Raw genomic sequence first — 3,750 nt, forward strand, 5'->3', positions numbered from 1 at the left:
AGACTATTTCATCTTCCTCTTTTACTACTTTAACTGCTACGATCAAACCCCTTTCTTTGGTTAGTTTGATAGACCTTACTCCCTTGCCACCTCTCTTCTTTAATTCCCTAAATTCCTTGATGGGGGTTCTTTTGGCAAATCCACCTTCGGTAACTAATAACAAATCTTCGTTTGTTTCCAGATCAACTAAACTTATATTCAGAAGGCAATCATTTTCGTTAATAGTAATCCCTTTTAACCCGTAAGTGAATCTGCTTAAAGGCCTTATTTGGTTCACTGAAAAACAGGTAGAATTTCCTCTTTCGGTAGTTAAAATAATCTTTTCCCCCTCTCCGGCAAGCCTTACTCCAATCAGTTCATCCTCGGGGAAAAGACGTAAAGCAATAATTCCTACATTTCTTAGGTTAGAAAAATAGGAAAGGGGGACCTTTTTTATCTTCCCCTTTTTAGTGGCCATAAACAGGCACTTTTTGCTTTTTTCTTTTGATTCTTCGGCCAATTCATAGCTCTCTATAGGAATAAGGGTAGTAATATGTTCATCTTTCTCTATGCCCAATAAATTAACTATGGCTACCCCTCGGGAGGTTCTGCCTCCCTCAGGAATCTGATAAGCTCTTCTTCTATAAACTATACCTTTGCTAGTGAAAAATAAAATATCGTGAAGGTTGGTGGTAACAAAGACCTGTTCTACTAAATCTTCGGCCTTGGTGCCCATTCCGATTACTCCTTTGCCGCCCCTCCCCTGCATTCTATAGGTACTCAAAGGAAGGCGCTTTAAATATCCGTCCTGGGTGCAGGTTATTACAATATCTTCCTCAGAAATATAATCTTCGATATCAGGTTCTTCTTCATCTTTAATTATCTTGGTCCTTCTTTCATCACCATATTTTTCTTTTAAGTCTAATAACTCCTCTTTTATTAATATCATAAGTTTATTTTTATTTTGTAATATATCTTCTAAATAGGCAATACGTTTTATTAACTCTAGATATTCCTCTAAAATCTTTTCGGTTTCCAGAGAAGTAAGTCGCTGTAGTCTCATATCTAAAATTGACTGAGCTTGAATATCGCTTAATCCAAATCTATTTTTAAGTGCACTATGAGCTAAGCTAACATTTTTGGATTTTTTAATAATTTGCACCACTTCATCAATATTAGATAAAGCAATTTTTAAGCCTTCCAAGATGTGGGCTCTCTCTTTGGCTTTTTTTAATTCATATTTAGTCCTTTTTTCTACTACCTCTTTACGGTATTCTAAAAAACATTGGAGCATCTCTTTTAGGTTTAAAAGCCGGGGCCGACCATGGTCTATGGCTAAGTTATTTATCCCAAAAGAGATTCTCATTTTAGTATGTTTATATAAATTATTTAAAACTATATCAATGTTGCAACCTCTTTTTAGCTCTATAACTACCCGCATTCCATTTCTATCTGATTCATCCCTTAAGTCAGTAATATCAGCAATCTTTTTCTCCTGAACTAGACTGGCAATATCTTCTACTAACAAGGCTTTGTTTACTTGATAAGGAAGTTCTTTTATAATTATGCGAGGGTTTTTCTTTTCTTTTTTATCATCATCTACCCCTTCAGTAAATACTACCGCTTGTAATTTTATACTCCCCCTCCCGGTTTCAAAGGCTTTTCTTATCCCTTCGTGACCGCAAATTATTCCTCCGGTAGGGAAATCTGGTCCTTTAATTACAGTCATTAATTTATCTAAAGAAACATCAGGGTCTTCAATCATTAAAACTGCACCATCAATTACTTCGCTCAGGTTATGAGGAGGAATATTGGTGGCCATTCCTACTGCAATTCCAGAAGAACCATTAATTAAAAGATGAGGAATTTTGGCGGGTAATATCTCCGGTTCTTCTAGAGAATTATCAAAATTAGGGACAAAAATAACTGTTTCTTTATCTATATCAGCCAGCAATTCCTCAGCGATCTTGGACATTCTAACTTCAGTATTGTGATTAATAAATCCATTGGCCACAAATGAGTGACATTTGCTACTTACTCTGATTGAAAAAACATTTTCCTCTTCTAATTTCTCAACCTTCTTTATCTTATTAAAGAATATATTATGTTCTAATAGCCATTCGATTAAATTTTTATCCGTTTCCTGAAGATATCCTATTAATTCATCTTTATACCTTCTCAGATTATTGTAACGGTCAAAATTGTGCTTCTTTATAAACTCTTTTTTATAATTTTGTCTCAGATATGTACTCAAGAAGGGGATGTAGTCGGTTTTGCTCATCCTTTTCCCATTGATACTATCAATCTCTAAAAGGCGTGCCTGTTTTTTTGAAGAAAAAAAACCAATTTCCTCCTTAAACCTCTTAATATTTTCAACTCCTGATATCAACAGCTTGTAACAATTAGATCTTTTATCTCGATAAGGAAAAGTAGTAACTATTCCAAAGTTTAGAAGTAAAATTTTTAACTGTTTTATTAATTTTTGACTTTTAGAATTATAAACAAGCTCTATAACCTTTCCCTTATGTCTTTTATCTTTATGTACTACAATTGAACCATCACCCTCAAAAAGTCCCTTTAAATATTCCCGAATTGTGTCTTTTCTGGACAATAACACACTAAAAGGAATAGTTTTGTTCTCAGAAGTAGTACCTTCTAAACCAATATTCTTCAAAAACTCAACCACTTGTTGCTGATAGATACTTAATTCTCGGCAATCACCCTTTATCTCTCTTTCGTAAAGCTTGATACCTTTAAACTGTTTCTTAATAATCTTTTTTATTTTGTTATAAAAATCAAAATCTTTATTATTAAATAATATTTGTTTCTGGTGAAATGACCCGTCTGAAACTATGGCTCCCAATAAAAAGGCGAGACTTCTATTCATTTTATAAGGAAGTCCAACATCCTTATAACTTTTATTTTTGGGGAAGTACTTGGTTAAATCCAAATCTTTTGAGCTGAATAGGGCTGCTCCTCGACTTAATAAAACATAATCATTCTTGTCTATATCTTCTAATAACTTCCAAGTGAAATCAGGTATGCCAAATCTATTGACCTCCCAACAGAGAATAGGGTGGTTATAGGTACCCCTTAATTCATATCCCTGTTCAGTGGTAATTTTTATGGTCTTATGCTGGCCTGAGTTGAAAAATTTAACTGCCTTCTTTTTTTTGCCTTCATAATTCAAGATTTTTAAGTCTATGTCACATTCCTTCTCATTAGAAATCTCTCTAATCGGAATAATGCCTTTGTCGCTTAAAAGTAAAGTATCACCAGTTACACAATATCTCATCGCGGCAGCAGAATCACCATCGACCGAGCCAAAATTTCCCTGTCCATCTATTAAAGGATAACGATAAGAAAAATCTTGGGCCATCCTCACAATAGTATCATATACTGCCACATCACCGTGAGGGTGATATTTGCCAAGTATTTCCCCTACAATTCGAGCAGATTTTTTGTAAGCCTTATCGGAAGTATTACCCAATTTTCCCATGGCATACAATACCCGGCGATGGACTGGCTTTAATCCATCCCTAACATCGGGTAAGGCTCGACCCACTATTACGCTCATCGCATAGCTGAGATAAGCCTCTTTTACTTCCTCTCCTATATCGACTAGCAAATCTTTTCCCTTAACGACTGATCCTTCTTTCTCATTTTTCTGGTTTAAATTCTCTACATCTTCTTCTTTCATAATTTAACCATTCTCCAATTCATCAATTGACCAATTGCCCGATTGACCTATTTACCGATTCTCCGATTCTC

Annotated in this window: 1 protein-coding gene and 1 pseudogene; both read right to left on the reverse strand. The window is 34.8% G+C overall.

Going from position 1 to position 3,750, the window contains the following annotated elements; genetic code table 11:
* A partial coding sequence (locus tag COZ07_RS01755) for a DNA gyrase subunit A (protein WP_406606878.1) occupies nt 1-3,274 on the reverse strand: 3,274 nt, incomplete at its 3' end.
* Nucleotides 3,266-3,568 (reverse strand): annotated as a pseudogene (locus COZ07_RS01760) (DNA gyrase subunit A); the annotation flags it as partial. The gene COZ07_RS01755 and the pseudogene COZ07_RS01760, both read right to left, overlap by 9 nt.
* Nucleotides 3,569-3,750 lie beyond the last annotated feature (182 nt).

It is taken from the genome of Candidatus Infernicultor aquiphilus, assembly GCF_002784285.1.
Classification (GTDB): domain Bacteria; phylum Atribacterota; class Phoenicimicrobiia; order Phoenicimicrobiales; family Phoenicimicrobiaceae; genus Infernicultor; species Infernicultor aquiphilus.